The following is a 17,168-nucleotide window of genomic DNA, read 5'->3' on the forward strand; positions in this document are numbered from 1 at the left end:
TGTTGTTGGTTTATTACTTGCTCTATTCCATGACGATCATCATTTACAAGACGAAAATTAAGTTAGATTAAAAGGGCTAGGCATTACGGTAAAATTTATTTTTATCGTAATGTCTAGCTTATTTTTATATTAACGGGCTTCACAGATCTGATTTCCCCACCATTTTAATAAATTAACAGCATATTTATCGCGTTGCACCAATTTTTTTGCCATACTGGAATCAAGAAGTAAAAGTCGCAATCAATTTAAGGGGGAATTTCAATGGCAGCTGGTGAATTAGATAAATTTAAAGGTAAAATCAAAGAAAAAACTGGTGAAATCATCAATAACGATGAACTTCAGGCTAAGGGTCAGGCTGACCAAAAAGAAGCTAAGTTAAAGGACAAGGCTGAAGATAAGGCCGAGATTAAGAAGAAACACGCTGAAACAATTACCCAAGAAAAGCGTGAGGCAGCACATAAAGAAGCACGTGAAGACCAAAATAATTCTGATTAAATTCAGGCGGGGACGATAATTCAGACAAATGAATTATCGTCCCCGCCTTTTTAAAGGTTCCATATTTTTTGTAAAACAAAAAGACCACAGGCTCCATATACAAAAATCCACCATTAAAGGATATGAAAAGCCCTGTTATCAATAATAAGATACTATTTTCACTCAGTATTAAAGTACAAATTTTAAGCTAAACCACGCCAAAAATGAGAACAGAACCAAATAAAAGGACAGAATTAGAAGTTGGTTAGCTTCTAATTCTGTCCCAAAACTAGCCATCAACTAAATTTGACAGAGCGTTTTTATTTTCATTTGGTGGCGGTCCGTAAATTTACCCCATTATAACGCGGTATTAATATACTAGCCAACCGTACCTTCCATTTCGTAACCGATCAATCGATTTAATTCAACGGCGTACTCCATTGGTAATTCTTTAGTAAATGGTTCCACGAAGCCCATGATGATCATTTCAGTTGCCTTGGCTTCAGAAACACCACGGCTCATCAAATAATAGAGTTGTTCTTCGGAAATTTTTGAAACCTTAGCTTCATGTTCCATTGAGACGTTACCATTTAAAATTTCATTATACGGAATTGTATCGGAACTTGATTCTTCATCCATAATGATTGTGTCACACTCGACGTGGGCCTTTGAACCATCCGAGTGGCGACCAAAGCGGACCGTTCCACGGTAATCAACGGCACCACCATCTTTAGAGATTGATTTAGAAACAATCGACGAGGACGTATTTTTAGCGTTATGGATCATTCGCGCCCCGGCATCCTGGTCCACATTATGACCAGCAACGGCAATTGACAACATTGTTCCCGTTGCGCCTTCACCATCAAGGTAGACACTTGGGTACTTCATAGTAATCTTAGAACCAAGGTTACCATCAACCCACTCCATCGTGCTGTTTTCCATTGCTCGTGCACGTTTAGTTTCCAAACTATAAACATTGTTCGACCAATTCTGAATTGTCGTATAGCGAGCGTAAGCGTCCTTTTCAACGTACACTTCAACAACGGCAGCGTGCAAACTGTCCGATGAATAGTTTGGTGCTGTACAACCTTCAACGTACTGAACACTGGCACCCTCGTCAACAATAATTAAGGTCCGTTCAAATTGGCCCGAATTTTCGGCATTTAAACGGAAATAGGATTGAATCGGAATATCCGTTTTAACCCCTTTAGGAACGTAAATAAACGAACCACCAGACCAAACAGCACCATTTAAGGCCGCAAATTTATTATCAGTTGGGTGAACTAATTTACCAAACCACTTTTTAAATAATTCAGGGTATTCTTTCAAGGCCGTATCAGTGTCGGTAAAAATAATACCTAGTTTATCAAAATCATCTTTCATGTTGTGGTAAACCACTTCTGACTCGTACTGTGCTGAAGAACCAGCCAAATATTGACGTTCAGCCTGAGGTACACCTAAACGATCAAAGGTGTTTTTTATTTCTTCAGGAACATCTTCCCAATCACGATACTTTTTATCCGTGGCCTTTTGGTAATACAACATATTCTTAAGGTCTAATTTTGATAAATCAGGTCCGTACGCTGGCATTGGCATTTTTTTATACAGTTTGTAACATTTCAAACGGAAATCAAGCATCCATTTAGGCTCATCTTTTTCCTTTGAAATTTCCCGCACAACCTCTTCCGTTAAACCATGGCCGGTTGAAAATACAGGTGTTACATCATCATGAAAACCAAAATCGTAATCTTCGCTCAAGTTTAAGTCTTGAATCGAAGTTGCGGCAGCCTCATTATTTTTTGTGTTCTCAGTTTCTGGCATCGTCTTGCCCCTTCCTTTGCGTTTACTGCCGATCTAATTATCGTGATGCTCCACGATTTGACCAGCCTTTCCTTTACCATCATTACTTGTCAGGGCATTATTAAGTGCTTTCCAAGCTAAGGCCGCGCACTTAATTCGTGCGGGAAACTTAGCAACGCCATTTAACACTGACGCATCTTCAAGAATCTTAGTATCCAAATTAGGTTGATCACCAATAATCATCTTAGAAAAAACTTGGACCATTTCCTCAGCCTGAGCTGGTGTATTACCAATAACAGCATCAGTCATCATGCTCGCAGAAGCCTGGCTAATCGTGCAACCATCACCAGAAAATGCAATGTCATTAATTTTATCATTAGAAACTGCCACTTCTAATTGAATGACGTCACCACAAGTCGGGTTACGCATCTCAATTTCATTCGTAACTTGCTGTAGATGACCGTGATGGTGCGGATGAGCCGAATGATCCAAAATAACTTGGCGGTATAAATTATCAAGACTAGACAGTGCCATGCTTAAAGAACTCCTTTGTTGCAACGATTGCGTCAACTAAGCGATCAGCATCCGCCTTCGTATTATATAAATAAAAACTTGCTCGTGCCGTTGCTGGTACCTTTAAATATTTCATTAATGGTTGCGCACAGTGGTGTCCAGCGCGAACAGCAACCCCTTCCATATCCAAACCAGTGGCCAAATCATGTGGGTGCAGCCCATTCAAATTAAAAGCAATCACGCCTGTGTGTTGGGCCGGATCATGAGGACCATAAACGGTGAGATCATCAATCGCCAACAGTTTAGGTAAAACGTAGTTAACGAGTTCTTGTTCATGGGCCTGAACGTTAGCCATTCCAATAGCAGACAAATAATCAATCGCTGCGCCTAAGCCAATGGCACCAGAAATATCAGGTGTTCCCGCCTCAAATTTCCACGGCAATTCTTTCCACGAACTCTGAAAAAGATCAACAAAATCAATCATTTCACCACCAAATTCAATTGGTGGCATTTCATTCAAAATCGCTTCTTTGCCGTACAAAACGCCAATTCCCGTTGGTCCTAACATTTTATGCCCAGAAAAGGCCAAAAAGTCACAATCCAATTCCTGAACGTCAACGGGCATATTTGGTAGCGATTGGGCCCCATCAGCCACCATAATTGCACCATGTTCATGGGCTAATTTTGCCAAGGCCTTAATTGGATTGACAACCCCAAGAACATTTGAAACCTGCGCAATCGCCACAATTTTAGTTTTATCAGTAATTTGTTCGGCCGCATCGGTCATATCTAAATGTCCGTCAGCAGTCATTTTAATGTATTTTAAAGTTGCTTTTTTTCGTAACGCTAATTGCTGCCAAGGAACTAAGTTACTATGGTGTTCCATGTAAGAGATGACAATTTCGTCACCAGCACCAATAACTTTCTCACCGTAACTAGCCGCTATCCAGTTTAAACTGGTTGTCGTACCCCGGGTAAATAAAACCTCAGTTGTGGAACGAGCATTGATAAAGGCCCGTACTTTTTCCCGCGCCGCTTCAAAATCAGCAGTCGCCCGCTCAGCCAAGGTGTGAACACCACGGTGAACATTAGCGTTATCCGTATAATAATAGTGCGCTAGTGCCTCAACCACTGCCCGCGGCTTTTGCGTTGTTGCGGCATTATCCAAATAGACCAAATCTTCATCATTAACTTTTTGATCTAAAATTGGGAAGTCATTACGAATCTGATTCAGACTTTTGACCATTTTCTAACTTCCTTTCGATCGTTGCCGTCAATCGTTCACGGACAGACTTGGATGGAATCTCGGTAATAACGCTACCTAAGAAACCGCGAATAACAAGGCGTTCAGCAACCTTTTTACTAATACCACGACTCATTAAGTAATACATTTGGCCTTCATCAACACGACCAACTGAAGCCGCGTGCCCGGCAGTAACATCATTTTCATCAATTAAAAGAATTGGGTCCGCATCGCCACGAGCCGTGGTTGATAACATCAAAACGCGACTTTCCTGTTGAGCATCTGAACCACGAGCACCCTTAACAATGTGACCAACCCCATTAAACGTTAACGTTGAATCCTCAAGGATAACGCCGTGTTGCAAAATGTGGCCAATTGTATGCTGGCCGTAGTTAGTCACCTTGGTGTCGATACCTTGCACTTGTTTACCAGTAGTAATCGCCACAACTTTTACTTCGGTATGTGAGCCCTTACCGCGTAGATCAGTGCTGAAATCACCAACAACGTTACCATCGTTCATAAAACCAACCGCCCAATCAACCGTAGCGTCAGTTGCTAAAATGGCGTGCCGGTTTAAATAAGTGGTTGTTTTACCACTAAGTTGATCAACCGCCGAAAAATGGACGTGGGCATTATCTTTGGCAATCACCTCAACAACGATATTGGCCAAGTTACTTTCTGTACCACTAGTCGAGAGATTCTCGTGGTAAGTTAATTCGCTGCCTTCTTCGGCAATAACCAAAACGTGCGGAACAAAATCCTGTTTACGGGTACTATCCTGAATGTAATAGGCCTGAATTGGGTCTTTAATTGCGACATTCTTGGGTACATATAAGAACGCGCCACCATTCATGAAAGCAGCATGAAATGCCGTTAACCGATTATTATCGGCCTTAACTGCCGTCTTCATATAATACTTTTCGACTAGTTCGGGATAATCACGCATTGCCGTAAATATATCCGTAAAAATAACCCCTTGAGCTGCTAAAGCAGGATCCAGTTGAGCAGCCATAACCGACTTACCAACCTCAACTAATAAATTCTTGCTAGCAGCAAAATCAATCTTTAGATCATCGGTCAGGTCAGCATTAGACGTAGTCGTTACCGGCTTCGTTGCGTTTAAGAGATCCCATTTTTGGTAGTCTATCTTTTCGTAGCGCGGTAATGGTAACGTGGGGTATTGCGCCAACATTTTCTGGCGTAACTCCAATGACCAAGCAGGTTCTGCATGATCTTGCGTGTAAGTCGTTAAAGCTGACTGAAATTCAGGTTCTACTTTTGTCTCCATGCTAAACCCTCCTTAAATCTCGTCAGTTAATTTAACGTCTAAACCTAACTCGTCCCGAACACCAGCATAGCCTTCATCTTCAAGTTTCTCGGCTAATTCTGGACCGCCACTTTGAACAATTCTGCCGCCCATCATGACGTGAACAGTATCGGGCACAATATAATTTAATAGCCGTTGATAATGCGTAATAATTAATGAACCAAAGTTATCACCGCGCATTGCGTTAACACCCTTTGAAACAACTTTTAAGGCATCAATATCAAGCCCAGAATCAATTTCATCTAAAATAGCAAAATTTGGTTGAATCATCATTAGCTGTAAGATTTCGTTCCGTTTCTTTTCACCACCAGAAAAACCTTCATTTAAGTAACGTTCTGACATTTCGTCCGTCATATCTAAAATTTCTTGTTTCTCGTCTAATAATTTCATGAATTCCATAACCGGCATTTGGTCATCATCCGCTCGGCGTGCGTTAATAGCGGCTCGCATAAATTCAACGTTGGTTACCCCGGCAATTTCGGCTGGGTATTGCATCGCCAAAAAAAGCCCTTTTCGTGCTCGTTCATCAACGGGCATGCCTAAAATACTTTCACCATTAAGTAAAATATCGCCTTGAGTTACTTTATAGGCCGGATTACCCATAATAGCTTGAGAAAGTGTTGATTTACCAGTACCATTGGGACCCATAATGGCGTGAATTTCACCGGTGTTCATTACTAAATTAACACCCGTTAAAATTTCTTTATCGACACCTTTATCTTCATCAGTTACAGAAACATGTAGGTCTTTCACTTCTAGTCTTGCCATCTGATCTCCTCCAAGCTTAAAATCGACTACTAACTTCGCTAATAATCGGTATATTTTTGTTGTAAACAATCCTATTCTAGCCTAATTGAGAACCTTTTTCAATAACACATCGGGAGTGGGACAAAAGTCGCTTTTGGCGCACGTTATAGAGTAATGTTCGGAAACAAAAAGAAGCCAGGACCTTTGTCCTAGCCTCATCCTCTAAGTAAAAGCGCTATCAAACCATCAGAATTGCGCTAAACTAGCGAAACCTTAATGAGAATAATATGTGCTGCTATCGATATACTAATTTGGCGGATTCGATTACAAGCTCAAACTAACGATCAAGGGACTACTCACTTTAACCTATGTACTGGATCGTTTTTTGACAATAAAAAAATAAGTGACCGGGACAAAAGTCCTAGCCGCTTATTTTTTCTGAGCATTACTCTAAAATGTGTGCCAAAAGTCTGGGTTCACGTGCCTAACGGAAGTGTTTGAAAAAGCGACTAGGTTACGAGCATTACTAACGTTGTCGATTGGACTAAATTAAACCGAAATCCAGTTATTGGATTAGCTTACGTTACGCAGTAAACCCAAAGGCGACTTTCTCACACTCCTACTTATTTAACTGGTAAAACTGCACCTTTAAAGCGTTTAGCAATCCAATCCTGAGTTGACTTTGACTGTAAAGCCTTCATCAACTTCTTAACGGCTGGCTTGTTTTGATCACCCTGACGAACTTCAACAACATTCGCGTATGGTGAGGATTTCTTTTCAGTTGCAATGGCTTTTTTAGTTGGATTAATCCCAGCCTGAACCGCAAAGTTGGCGTTAATAAATTGAACGTCGCCTTCATTATTCTTATAAAGTGAAGGCATCAGTTTGGGATCATAATCGTGCTTAAATTTCAGATGCTTTGGGTTTTTTGCAATATCCGTAAAGTCAGCGTCCGTAATCTTAGTTCCTTTTTTAATTGTGATTAGGCCAGCATCCCTTAGAATCGTTAAAACACGGCCATAATCAGGACGGTTATTAGAAACTAAAATTGTTGAACCATCTTTTAACTGTGATAATTTTTTAACTTTCTTTGAGTAGGCACTGATTGGTTCCAAATGAACGGCCCCAACAATCGCAATCTTATAACCATTCTTTTTTACTTCTTGATCCACGTATGGTTTGTGTGCAAAGTAAGTTGCATCAAGATCCTTAGCTACTAAGGCCTTATCAATTAAAGAATAGTCCTGAAAAACCGTTACTTTAAGGTTAACGCCTTCCTTTTTTAACTGTGGCTTAACGTGGTTCAGAATAATTGAATGTGGTGTTTTAGTAGCCCCCACCTTTAATGTTGTTGCGGCCGATGCTGGCCCGGCAACTGCGCTAACGCCCAATAATAAAACGGCCGCCGCTGTTGCTAATTTAAGTAAACGATGTTTCTTCATAACTAAACTCCCCCTCTAATGAATGATGATTAAATTTTTTAACGTGTAATCCGCTTGTCGATTCGCCGAACTGTTAAGTCGCCAATCGTTTGAAAAATAAATACAATAATAAGAATAACAATCGTTGCAACCAGCGTTATTGTGTTGTTACTTGCTTGGAACCCATCCAAGTATGCCAAGTTACCCAGACCACCAGCGCCAATAACACCGGCCATTGCTGTGTAACCGATCAGTGAAATCCCCGTAACCGTAATTCCAGACACTAGCGCCGGGCTGCTTTCAGGTAATAACACTTTAAAAATAATCTGTGTATTTGTGGCGCCCATTGACTCAGCGGCCTCAATAACTCCATGATCAATTTCGTGAAATGCCAATTCCACCATTCGCGCATAAAATGGCGCGGCAGAGATAATCAATGATGGTAACGCAGCTTTCGGTCCGATAATTGTTCCGACTAAGTTTTTAGTAATCGGTAATAGTAAAACAATCAAGATAATAAACGGAATTGAACGAAAAACGTTAACGAAAACTGCTGCTAACCAATGAAGTAAGCGGGCCCACAAACTATGACTATCCGTTGTTTCAAATAAAAGTAACCCTAGCAGTATGCCGATAATAGCAACCAAAACTAATGAAAAGACCGTCATCCAAATTGTTTCGCCGGTGGCCGACCACATACTTGCCCAATCCACTTGCGAAAAATGAAAATAAGATGAAAAGCCAGTTGTACTACTCACCACGAATCACCTCCGTCTCAACTCGCATTTTATGCAGATAATCCTGGGCATCAATAATTTCCTGCGCATTACCTAAAAGCTGTAAGTAAAGTGTTCCGATTGAGCCCTCCTGAGTTTGATGAATGGAGCCATCAACAATATTGAGGTCAATCTCCGGAAATTGACGCAACATTTCAGAAATAATTGGTAATTTAGCCTGATCGCCGTGAAAAGTTAATTTCACAATTTTACCAGTTGGAACTTGCTTTAATAATTCATTGATAACAACATTGGTATCCGTTAGCTGCGGAGTTTCTTCTTCGGAAACAAATTGCCGTGTAATTTCTTTTTGCGGGTGGCGGAAAATATCGAAGACGCTACCTTCCTCAACAACTCGCCCGGCATCCATGACTGCCATTCGATCACAAATTTTACGGATAACGTGCATTTCATGAGTGATCACAACGATTGTGATGTTCAATTCCCGATTAATTTTAAGCAATAATTCGAGAACCTCGTCGGTCGTTTTAGGATCCAGTCCGCTGGTTGCCTCGTCAGACAGCAGAAGTTCCGGATCATTGGCCAGCGCCCGAGCAATGGCAACACGTTGTTGCTGCCCCCCCGATAATTCACTTGGATAGGCATTTTCCCGCCCTTTTAGACCCACCGTTTCAATTAATTTCTCTGCTTTTGCCTGTCGTTCTTCTTTAGGAACGTGGGTTAGCTCTAACGGAAAAGTAACGTTTTGTAAAACAGTCCGCGACCACAATAAGTTAAAATACTGAAAAATCATGCCCATTTTTTGGCGTTTTTCACGTAACTCTTTACCGTGCAAGTCACTCATTACTGTGTCATTGATCGTTACTGTGCCAGTAGTTGGTGTTTCTAGGCCATTAAACATTCGTACTAGAGTACTTTTACCTGCGCCTGAATAGCCGACAATACCATAGATCTCACCATCATTGATTTGTAAGTTGACGTCTTCAACGGCCGTAATCTGCTTTTTACCTTTGAAAACCTTACTGACACCCTTAATGTCAATCACAGGTACATCATCTCCTTATTCTAAATCAATAAAAAAAGCCCTTCATCCCGTATCACCTGATACTAAAGGACGAAAAGCTTGTTATTATCGTGTTACCACCTTTGTTTATGACTGAATCACTTCAGCCATCTCATCGAGTCGATTGACTCAGTACAATAACGTGTACAAATCCGCTAGAGTCGCTACAACTCTACACACTCCAAGATCATCTTTGAGGTTAATTTGCTTGTCTTTCACCATCACAAGTCGCTAAAATCAAAATAAATCCTCGCTCTTCTCTTCATCGCGTCCTATTCAATTGAGGTTAATTATAAACAGATTATAATTCCCTGTCAAGCGGATAAGTGCTTTCCAATGAAAACTAATCCGCTGAACTCTGGATCGTATTTGGAAAATAATTTTACTTATCTTTTCCGGACTAATTTAGTGTCAACATGTTTGAAAAAACAGATTGCTAGATGTCTTTTCAAACACTCCTAAATTAGTTTAATTGAAAGCCTCACTATCTGAGCTAAACATATAACTCTTATGGTGGAAGCGCATCGACATGACTAACCCGACACCAATCAAATTACCAATTAGCGCCGACCCCCCTTGGGAAATAAACGGTAACGGAATCCCCGTTAATGGTAGTAATCCAATGTTCATCCCAATATTTTCAAAGGTATGGAATAAGATCATCATGATAACCCCGGTTGAAATATAGGCATAAAATTCATTTTTCGTATCAAAAGTGACCCGGATCATTTGATAAATTAACAGAAAATAAAGTAAGATCAAAATTGTTGAACCGATAAAACCAAAGTTTTCGCCAATGACCGAAAAGATCATATCTGATTCACGAACGGGAACGTAAACCTCAGTGTGGTTAAACCCCTTACCCATAATCTGCCCGGAGCCAATTGCCTTCATACTCTGCCATAATTGGTACCCAGAATTACTAGTATCATTGGCTGGGTGTAACCAAGTATCAATTCGCGAAAACTGGTAACTTTCAAAACCAATGTGACCAAGAATCGTTCGACCCCAACTGGTCGCAACAAAGGTAATCGCCGTGCCCCCGATCACCAGAATAAATGAAAACAATGGAACTAAGATCTTCCAAGTAACACCGGATACCAACATAACACCACCAACAATGGCAAAAAAGACCAACATTGTCCCAAAGTCATGCTGGAGTTCCAATAAAATTGCTACTGGAAGGGTCCAGGCTGCCAGCTTACCAATTAAAATTAAGTCGCTTTGAACTTGGTGTACTGGATACTCATTGTTGTGGGTCATGACAACTCGCGCTAACATCAAAATAAACGCGGGCTTCATGACCTCCGAGGGTTGAAAAGTGAATGGTCCTAGGGCAAACCAACTCTTAGCACCAGTATTAACGTAGTAAGATCGACTATACAAAAACAAAACTGCTACCAGTAAAATAATTCCGACACCATAAGCCAATGGTGCCACCCGCCAAAGCTGTTCGGAATCAAATTGCATCACAATCGCAACAATTGCTATTCCAATGGCATACCATAAAATCTGCACGGCCACTGTCCGCGTCACATTGGTGGTTGACTTATCGTGAACTGCTGCAACATAGATCGACGCTAGACCAATCAGCGCCAACATCATGACTGAAAAAATAATACCATAATCAATTCTTGGATTCTCAGCCTCTTCACGCGCTGTTTCTCGCATAAAACTGCCCCTTTATCTTATAATTAGGTTCCTTCATTGTCAGTATAACCGTCTCAATTAATTGCGCTAGTAAAAAACTTCAACTTTACAAAAAGCTTAGATTATTTATTTGTGCAAATGGTACTGCATAATTAATTCGTTAAGCCCATCTTCATAGCTACGTGCGTTAAAAGAAGTCCCATCGGCCAGTTTAACTTGAAATTGATGTTCAGCTATTTCTTCAATATCACCAATCCGTTTTTTACCATCAAAAACAACGTTAACAATGTTTGTTTCGTGAGTTTCTTCTTGAATTGTCAATTCAACTTTATTTGGTTGTTTCGCCATAATATTTTACCTTCGCTTCCTCTATTTCCTGCTGATTATGATTACGACCGATCAAAAATTTGCCGGGAACAGGATCAAAACCCCCAGTCACAAATGGCTGACAGCGTAATAGCCGACTAATTGCCATTAACGATCCCTTAAAAACACCATATTGCTCGATTGCTTCGATTGCATAATGAGAACAAGTTGGGTAGTAACGACAACTTTTTGGCAAGGCGGGGGATAAATAGCGCTGATAAATTCGAATAAGTCGAACCAATAATTGTTTCATTTAACTACCTCCCACCTAACAAAACTCTTTTAACAATGAATTCTATCAGCCAATCTGATCGCAGTACTTTCAACTTACTCACGTTAGTTACTAATGAATATTTCGGTAGTGAACCCGTTTCTAACCGATAACCTGATCCTCTATTCAAAGATGACAAAAAAGAAGCTACGCAACTGCCTTAGCTTCTTTCAACAACTACTGCACAAAATCCAACATATGCCCCCAAGTACTTGGTAAAAAGACACGTAATGGATTTCCGCCACCAATTGCAAAGCCGATCATCGTCCCAAGAACCAAGGTAGCTAACATTAAAATTGCAACTAAAAGTATCTTTGATAAAACCGGCCGCACAAAAACATCAAAGCGCCGTGAATTACGCATTTCCAATCACCTCAATTTAGCGCCGTTTACTTTTATTAATATTATCTAACAGTACGCCAGTTCCTAGAGCAACAGCATCTAATGGTCGTTCAGCAACAATTACCGGCACTTTTAGATTATCGGAGAAAAGTTGATCAATCCCATGAAGTAACGCTCCACCGCCAGTCAACATAACTCCGCGATCGATGATATCAGCGGATAATTCAGGTGGCGTCTGGTTTAAAACATCCTTTGCCGCTTGAACAATTTGCATCATTGTATCGTGTAAGGCATTTTCAACTTCTTTAGAAGTAATCGTGATCGTTCGAGGTAAACCAGTGACCATATCGCGGCCCCGGACATCAAGCGATTTCGCCTCATCTTTACCGTAAACCTCACCAATTTCAATCTTAATTTTTTCGGCAGTGTGTTCACCAATCAACAAGTTATGTTCATTTTTAACAAAACTAGAAATTTCGCTATCCATTTTATCGCCAGCCAAACGTAACGAGCGACTGGTAACAATATCGCCCATTGATAAAACAGCGATATCACTTGTACCACCACCGATATCAATTACCATATTACCTTGTGGCTGAAAAATATCCATCCCCGCACCAACTGCAGCGACTTTTGGTTCTTCTTCTAGATAAACTTTACCACTACCAGATTTTTCGGCGGCTTCAATAATTGCCTTCTGTTCAATTGACGTAATATTAGTTGGGCAACAGATTAAAATATTTGGTTTGGATAAAATTCCCTTAACGTTTAATTTATTAATGAAATAAGATAGCATTGCTTCAGTAATATCAAAATCCGCAATCACGCCATCTTTCATTGGTCGAATTGCTCGAATGTTGCCTGGTGTTCGACCCACCATTTTATAAGCATCCGATCCTACTGCTAGCACCTTCCCGGTCTTTGTATCAATTGCGACTACAGAAGGTTCGTTCAAAACGATACCTTTACCTTGAACATGAATTAGGACATTCGCAGTACCAAGGTCAATACCGATATCTTTTGCCATTCTTGTTTTGCTCCTCTCGCTAAACGTAACTCAATCAATATTGAATTATAGCATAAGATGCGGCCCACGAAAATAGTGGACTTCCGGTCAAGCCAGAATAAAAGCCACCTTTTAAGCTATTCCATGAAAAAAGAAGCAGGTCAGGCACCTACTTCTTACAAAAAAATTAAGCTTGTTGGGCCAACAACGTTGCAAAAGAATCAGGTGTGATAACCTCATTTTCCTTTTCTGTATCGACCCGAACAACTTCAGCTCCCAAACCACATAATTTTTTATGAAATTTGTAGTAGCCACGATCTAAGTATTTAAGATTAGTTACTTTTGTATAACCTGTTGCCACCAAACCGGCGATCACCAAGGCAGCAGCAGCACGAAGATCCGATGCCGCAACTTCGGCCCCATTGAACGCTGTTGGTCCGTATAGTAGAACAGATTGACCCTCTATCCTAAAATCAGCGTTCATTCGTCGTAGCTCGTCTAAATGCATAAAACGATTTTCGAAAACCGTCTCCGTTAACAAACTAGTCCCTTGTGCCGCCAATTGAAGTACGGTCATTTGTGCCTGCATGTCAGTTGGAAAACCTGGATAAGGTAATGTTTTAACACTGGTTGCTTTAAGCGTTGGCATTCCAATGATTCGGACACCCATGTCGGATTCAACAACCTTAACCCCCATTTCCTCTAGCTTTGAAATGAGCGGCTTATTATGTTCTGGAATGGCATTCTTAATCAGAACATTGCCACCCGTAATCGCTGCCGCCACCATAAAAGTACCAGCCTCAATTCGATCTTGAATAATGCTATGTTTACAGCCGTGCATAACCTTTACGCCTTCAATGCGAATGGTTTCGGTTCCGGCCCCAACAACACGTGCACCCATTTTATTTAATGCGTTCGCCAGGTCAACAATCTCTGGTTCCCGGGCCACATTATCGATTATAGTCGTTCCCTCGGCTAAAGTTGCTGCCATCATAATATTCTGGGTTGCGCCTACGCTTGGAAAATCTAAGTAAATTTGTGTTCCGACTAATTTTGGCGCTACCGCCTCAATATAACCGTCGTGCTGTGTAATTGTTGCACCAAGAGCCTCAAAACCTTTTAAGTGAAGATCAATTGGCCGACTACCAATTGCGCAACCTCCTGGCATAGCAACGCGAGCTCGACCTAATCGAGCCAATAATGGACCTAAAACAACGATCGATGCCCGCATTTTTGAAACGTATTCAAGAGGTGCATTAAAGGCAAGATCACCACTTGCATCTAACGTAATCGTTTTTGAATGTTGATCAAAGGCCAAATCAACATTCAAACGATTGAGAACCTCATTCATTGTAAAAACATCCGATAAAATTGGAACATTATCTAAAACTGTTTGGCCACTGGAAGCCAGTAAGCTTGCTGCTAAAATTGGTAAAACAGCATTTTTAGCGCCTTCAATGTTTACCGTTCCATTTAATCTTTGTCCACCATGGATGATCAACTTTTCTGCCATGAGTTTTCCTCCGCACCATTTAAGGTTTAATTACGTAACTGATTAACGAAAAAGAAAAATCAAATTACGTGCATTATCAATAAAATTCAAGAAAAAAGTACTACATAGATAACCAATCACAATTGCCAATAAACCAACTAATAATTGCGCCTGCTGAACGTGATCACGTCGAATGATTTTTTCAAATCGAAGTGCACGAAGAGCCCAAAAAGCGGCGCCGGTAAAAATAAAGTAGCAAACTAACGTTACAACGGATTGAATCCCGATGTTTTGCAAATCTATTCCCCCTACTACATTTAAGTCTAATTCTAACATAGACGACTGTAAGCAGTAAATAACTGACCGACTTCAAAAATAATTTAATTCAAGTTATGATTGCCTCATCAAATAATTGGTGAGGTGATTTTTATTGGATAAACCGGATATTGTTCAAATTAAAATGGATCATTCTGGTTCTCAATCGCGATCTACTATGGCAACAAAAGCCCTGCAAATTAGAGTTGATGCTAATAAATCGGTCGTAGTTTACAATCGAATTAACAACTATATTTTAGAGGCAGTTTTAAAGGCGGTGTTCGCTGGTGATAATTGATCAACGACAGATTCAACAGGTCTTTTTAGTTTGTGGAAAAACCGATTTACGTCGGGGAATCGATGGTTTAGCTGGTGTTATCCAAGATCAATTTGATTTAGATCCATACAATCGCGCCTTATATTTATTCTGTGGAACCAGAAAAGACCGTTTTAAGGCCTTATTTTGGGACGGTGATGGTTTTTTATTACTTTATAAGCGGATCGAAAACGGTCGACTTCAATGGCCGACTGATCAGAATGCACTCCGTAAATTAAATTCTAAACAGTTGACACGATTACTCAGTGGTTGGTCATTAGACGCGACAATTCATCAAACATGTCCGCCTGGACATGAAAGAAGAAAAAATAACTATCCAAATTAGTGTAAGACATGGTAAACTCAATTCAACAAATACGGATTGAGTGGATAAAGCTAATGACACCCGAAGAAGAAATTATAGCGCTACGTAAGCAAGTCGCGGAACTAACTGAAATGGTTGCCTACTTGACTAAAAAAATTTACGGTCAAAAATCAGAACAAATTGATCCTAACCAACTGTCACTACTAGAAGGTAATGACGGTGTTTTTATCACGCCAGAGCAACCTGGCCAACAAAGCGACGCAGATCAAGTACCGGCAAAGAAAAAGCGCAAAAAGACACGGCAAGAAACTCTAAGTCGTGATTTACCAGTAAGAGAAACTGTTATTGATCTACCAACGCAACAATGTGCCTATGGGCACGAGTTGACACCGGTTGGGAAAAAGTTTGTTCGTGAAGAGGTGCATTTCATTCCGGCCAAACTTTATCGAGAACATATTTATACGCAAACCTATAAGTGTTCTGAATGTGAGCTTGAAGCTGGCAGCGCTCATTTGGTGCAAGCCCAAACGCCAGTCGCTTTAATTCCGCATAGTCTCGCCTCGGCTTCGTTAGTCGCGGAGATCATTCATAAAAAGTTTCTATTGGCAACACCACTATACCGACAGTTAGCAGATTGGCAGCGCTTGGGTATTGCGTTATCAGAGGCAACAATCTCAAACTGGATTATCAAAACGAGTCAGTTGGTCGAACCAATTTATAATTTATTACAGCAGCGACTCAGCAACCAACGTTATTTACAGGGTGACGAAACACCGATGCAGGTGTTACGTGAGCCTGGTAAAACAGCAGCCGCTAAATCATATATGTGGGTGGCTAGAACAGTAAAACAAAGTCCGCAGCAAATCATTTTTTATGCTTATGGCAGTACGCGTTCAGGAACCTTTGCGCAAAAGTTATATCGGAACTTTACCGGCATCCTGCAGTGTGATGGCTATACCGGCTATAATCTGTTAGAAAATAGTGTTACGCGTATCGGTTGTTGGGCGCATGTGCGCCGTAAGTTTTACGATGCCACCCAAGCTAATGGTAAGCCAATTAGCAGTGTTCCCTTAGCGCTAATTGACGAGATGTTTGCCTTGGAGCGTCAATGGCAACATTTTTCGCCCCGGGTACGTCGTCGAAGACGCCGTAGTAAAGTGCGTAAATTATTGAAGCGATTCTGGCAGTGGATCGATTCGGCCGACGTATTACCTAAATCACGTTTGGGTAAAGCCGTCACTTACGCGATCGATCAACGATCTACACTAGAGCGGCTAGTCAACGTTGGTATCATGGACTGGAGTAATAATGCGGCGGAGCGCAATATGAAGAGCCTGGTGATTGGTCGAAAGAACTGGCTCTTCAGTACCAGCCAAGCAGGCGCAAGATCAACGGCTATTTGGTTAACTTTAGTGGAAAGTGCTAAAGCTAACGGGCTTGATCCGCGAGGCTATATCACCTATTTATTAAAAACAATGCCCCAACACCCTAGTTTCACCGATTTGGCCCAGCTAGAGGGTTATTTACCATGGAATTATTCTGGGGCAAGACATCAAGATAGAAATAAAGCGTCAAATGAATAGAAGCCAGAAATAGTGGCGTAATGTAAAAGACAAACCGATTTCTCAATTTCGAGAAGCCGGTTTGCCTTTTTTAAACGGTCGATTATTTACTGCTTACAGACGACTGGTACTGTCAGAATTTTATACAACAGTAAACTAAAAAGAGTGCAGGAGTTGGCCAAATACGTTTACCCTAAA

The 17,168-nt window shown here is 40.8% G+C and carries 19 protein-coding genes; 4 read left to right on the plus strand and 15 right to left on the minus strand.

Annotation, left to right across the window (positions count from 1 at the left end; all coding sequences use genetic code 11):
* Positions 1–261: 261 nt before the first annotated feature.
* The gene (locus AYR53_RS10700) at positions 262–495 is read left to right on the plus strand and encodes a CsbD family protein (protein ID WP_068280350.1); all 234 of its coding nucleotides are present in this window, start codon (positions 262–264) and stop codon (positions 493–495) included.
* A 357-nt stretch (positions 496–852) separates the two neighbouring features.
* Here the strand turns inward: AYR53_RS10700 and sufB are convergent, their stop codons facing one another.
* The 15 genes from sufB to AYR53_RS10775 form a co-directional block, all read right to left on the minus strand.
* Positions 853–2,295 (minus strand): Fe-S cluster assembly protein SufB, encoded by a 1,443-nt coding sequence (gene sufB, locus AYR53_RS10705; protein WP_068225071.1) that lies wholly within the window; start codon positions 2,293–2,295, stop codon positions 853–855.
* 33 nt (positions 2,296–2,328) lie between these two features.
* Entirely contained in the window at positions 2,329–2,808 is a 480-nt protein-coding gene (gene sufU / locus AYR53_RS10710; protein ID WP_068225073.1) for a Fe-S cluster assembly sulfur transfer protein SufU, read from the minus strand.
* On the minus strand, positions 2,795–4,033 hold the full coding sequence (locus AYR53_RS10715; protein ID WP_068280347.1) for a cysteine desulfurase: 1,239 nt from the start codon (positions 4,031–4,033) through the stop codon (positions 2,795–2,797). Before AYR53_RS10715 ends, sufU begins: the two co-directional genes overlap by 14 nt.
* Complete coding sequence (gene sufD / locus AYR53_RS10720) at positions 4,005–5,318, minus strand: Fe-S cluster assembly protein SufD (protein ID WP_068225077.1); 1,314 nt, start codon at positions 5,316–5,318, stop codon at positions 4,005–4,007. Before sufD ends, AYR53_RS10715 begins: the two co-directional genes overlap by 29 nt.
* Positions 5,319–5,330: 12 nt before the next feature.
* Positions 5,331–6,125 carry a Fe-S cluster assembly ATPase SufC gene (gene sufC, locus AYR53_RS10725; RefSeq protein ID WP_068225079.1) on the minus strand — a complete coding sequence of 265 codons (795 nt, stop codon included), beginning with the start codon at positions 6,123–6,125 and terminating at the stop codon, positions 5,331–5,333.
* Between the two features lie 602 nt (positions 6,126–6,727).
* Positions 6,728–7,546: a MetQ/NlpA family ABC transporter substrate-binding protein gene (locus tag AYR53_RS10730; protein WP_068225081.1), complete on the minus strand. Its 819-nt coding sequence runs from the start codon at positions 7,544–7,546 to the stop codon at positions 6,728–6,730.
* A 38-nt stretch (positions 7,547–7,584) separates the two neighbouring features.
* A complete protein-coding gene (locus AYR53_RS10735; protein ID WP_068226238.1) occupies positions 7,585–8,223 on the minus strand; it encodes a methionine ABC transporter permease in 639 nt (212 codons plus the stop codon).
* A gap of 52 nt (positions 8,224–8,275) precedes the next feature.
* Positions 8,276–9,307: a methionine ABC transporter ATP-binding protein gene (locus AYR53_RS10740; protein ID WP_068225083.1), complete on the minus strand. Its 1,032-nt coding sequence runs from the start codon at positions 9,305–9,307 to the stop codon at positions 8,276–8,278.
* Positions 9,308–9,793: 486 nt separating this feature from the next.
* Positions 9,794–10,996 (minus strand): FtsW/RodA/SpoVE family cell cycle protein, encoded by a 1,203-nt coding sequence (locus AYR53_RS10745; protein ID WP_068225085.1) that lies wholly within the window; start codon positions 10,994–10,996, stop codon positions 9,794–9,796.
* A gap of 105 nt (positions 10,997–11,101) precedes the next feature.
* Entirely contained in the window at positions 11,102–11,323 is a 222-nt protein-coding gene (locus AYR53_RS10750) for a DUF2969 family protein (RefSeq protein ID WP_068225087.1), read from the minus strand.
* A complete protein-coding gene (gene yidD, locus AYR53_RS10755) occupies positions 11,304–11,594 on the minus strand; it encodes a membrane protein insertion efficiency factor YidD (RefSeq protein ID WP_068225088.1) in 291 nt (96 codons plus the stop codon). Before yidD ends, AYR53_RS10750 begins: the two co-directional genes overlap by 20 nt.
* Before the next feature lie 195 nt (positions 11,595–11,789).
* Complete coding sequence (locus AYR53_RS10760; protein ID WP_068225090.1) at positions 11,790–11,975, minus strand: DNA-directed RNA polymerase subunit beta; 186 nt, start codon at positions 11,973–11,975, stop codon at positions 11,790–11,792.
* 16 nt (positions 11,976–11,991) lie between these two features.
* Positions 11,992–12,981 carry a rod shape-determining protein gene (mreB, locus tag AYR53_RS10765; protein ID WP_068225092.1) on the minus strand — a complete coding sequence of 330 codons (990 nt, stop codon included), beginning with the start codon at positions 12,979–12,981 and terminating at the stop codon, positions 11,992–11,994.
* Between the two features lie 166 nt (positions 12,982–13,147).
* Positions 13,148–14,473, minus strand: coding sequence for a UDP-N-acetylglucosamine 1-carboxyvinyltransferase (murA, locus tag AYR53_RS10770; RefSeq protein ID WP_068280343.1), 1,326 nt, complete (start codon positions 14,471–14,473; stop codon positions 13,148–13,150).
* 42 nt (positions 14,474–14,515) lie between these two features.
* Positions 14,516–14,749, minus strand: coding sequence for a DUF1146 family protein (locus tag AYR53_RS10775; protein WP_068225097.1), 234 nt, complete (start codon positions 14,747–14,749; stop codon positions 14,516–14,518).
* A 133-nt stretch (positions 14,750–14,882) separates the two neighbouring features.
* Here AYR53_RS10775 and AYR53_RS10780 point away from each other — a divergent pair, with 133 nt between their 5' ends.
* The 3 genes from AYR53_RS10780 to tnpC are packed head-to-tail and all read left to right on the plus strand — an operon-like array spanning position 14,883 to position 16,991.
* A complete protein-coding gene (locus tag AYR53_RS10780; protein ID WP_068222411.1) occupies positions 14,883–15,065 on the plus strand; it encodes a hypothetical protein in 183 nt (60 codons plus the stop codon).
* Positions 15,055–15,429 (plus strand): IS66 family insertion sequence element accessory protein TnpB, encoded by a 375-nt coding sequence (gene tnpB / locus AYR53_RS10785; protein WP_068222408.1) that lies wholly within the window; start codon positions 15,055–15,057, stop codon positions 15,427–15,429. Before AYR53_RS10780 ends, tnpB begins: the two co-directional genes overlap by 11 nt.
* Before the next feature lie 53 nt (positions 15,430–15,482).
* Positions 15,483–16,991 (plus strand): IS66 family transposase, encoded by a 1,509-nt coding sequence (tnpC, locus tag AYR53_RS10790; protein WP_068222405.1) that lies wholly within the window; start codon positions 15,483–15,485, stop codon positions 16,989–16,991.
* Positions 16,992–17,168 lie beyond the last annotated feature (177 nt).

Source organism: Loigolactobacillus backii, from assembly GCF_001663675.1.
GTDB classification, from domain to species: Bacteria; Bacillota; Bacilli; order Lactobacillales; family Lactobacillaceae; genus Loigolactobacillus; species Loigolactobacillus backii.

Coding starts and splice junctions, on each gene's coding strand:
- mreB (WP_068225092.1), bottom strand. CDS start 12,981: ATGGCAAAAGATATCGGTATTGACCTTGGTACTGCGAATGTCCTAATT.
- AYR53_RS10700 (WP_068280350.1), top strand. CDS start 262: ATGGCAGCTGGTGAATTAGATAAATTTAAAGGTAAAATCAAAGAAAAA.
- AYR53_RS10730 (WP_068225081.1), bottom strand. CDS start 7,546: ATGAAGAAACATCGTTTACTTAAATTAGCAACAGCGGCGGCCGTTTTA.
- sufU (WP_068225073.1), bottom strand. CDS start 2,808: ATGGCACTGTCTAGTCTTGATAATTTATACCGCCAAGTTATTTTGGAT.
- tnpC (WP_068222405.1), top strand. CDS start 15,483: ATGACACCCGAAGAAGAAATTATAGCGCTACGTAAGCAAGTCGCGGAA.
- sufC (WP_068225079.1), bottom strand. CDS start 6,125: ATGGCAAGACTAGAAGTGAAAGACCTACATGTTTCTGTAACTGATGAA.
- AYR53_RS10760 (WP_068225090.1), bottom strand. CDS start 11,975: ATGCGTAATTCACGGCGCTTTGATGTTTTTGTGCGGCCGGTTTTATCA.
- yidD (WP_068225088.1), bottom strand. CDS start 11,594: ATGAAACAATTATTGGTTCGACTTATTCGAATTTATCAGCGCTATTTA.
- murA (WP_068280343.1), bottom strand. CDS start 14,473: ATGGCAGAAAAGTTGATCATCCATGGTGGACAAAGATTAAATGGAACG.
- AYR53_RS10715 (WP_068280347.1), bottom strand. CDS start 4,033: ATGGTCAAAAGTCTGAATCAGATTCGTAATGACTTCCCAATTTTAGAT.
- AYR53_RS10745 (WP_068225085.1), bottom strand. CDS start 10,996: ATGCGAGAAACAGCGCGTGAAGAGGCTGAGAATCCAAGAATTGATTAT.
- AYR53_RS10735 (WP_068226238.1), bottom strand. CDS start 8,223: ATGTGGTCGGCCACCGGCGAAACAATTTGGATGACGGTCTTTTCATTA.
- AYR53_RS10750 (WP_068225087.1), bottom strand. CDS start 11,323: ATGGCGAAACAACCAAATAAAGTTGAATTGACAATTCAAGAAGAAACT.
- sufB (WP_068225071.1), bottom strand. CDS start 2,295: ATGCCAGAAACTGAGAACACAAAAAATAATGAGGCTGCCGCAACTTCG.
- sufD (WP_068225077.1), bottom strand. CDS start 5,318: ATGGAGACAAAAGTAGAACCTGAATTTCAGTCAGCTTTAACGACTTAC.